Consider the following 284-nt stretch of genomic DNA (forward strand, 5'->3'; position numbering starts at 1 on the left):
GTCTTTTTTCTAAAATTTCAATATTTTCAATATTTAAGTTGTAATTTTTCCCCTGTCTTTTATGTGAAACAACCATTAAAATAACTAAAATACTTAAAGTTTCATCCATAAAATTTAGTTCAGCTTTTTTTATTCTTTTAGAAACTGACTCTATTTCTGACATATATTCTTCTTTTATTTCTTTATAAATCATTTTTCTAAAATAACTTATGTCATCAAAAAAGATTTTGTCATACTTCTTATCAAAACTTACATATTTATATAGATAGATTGCTATAAAATAT

The 284-nt window shown here is 20.4% G+C and carries 1 protein-coding gene; it reads right to left on the bottom strand.

Annotation, left to right across the window (positions count from 1 at the left end; all coding sequences use genetic code 11):
- Window positions 1-284: hypothetical protein (locus tag FVA95_RS29665; protein WP_205016061.1), on the bottom strand; the 284-nt coding region annotated here is incomplete at both ends.

The sequence above is a fragment of the Pseudonocardia sp. EV170527-09 genome, assembly GCF_008369905.1.
In the GTDB taxonomy this organism is placed as follows: Bacteria; Actinomycetota; Actinomycetes; order Mycobacteriales; family Pseudonocardiaceae; genus Pseudonocardia.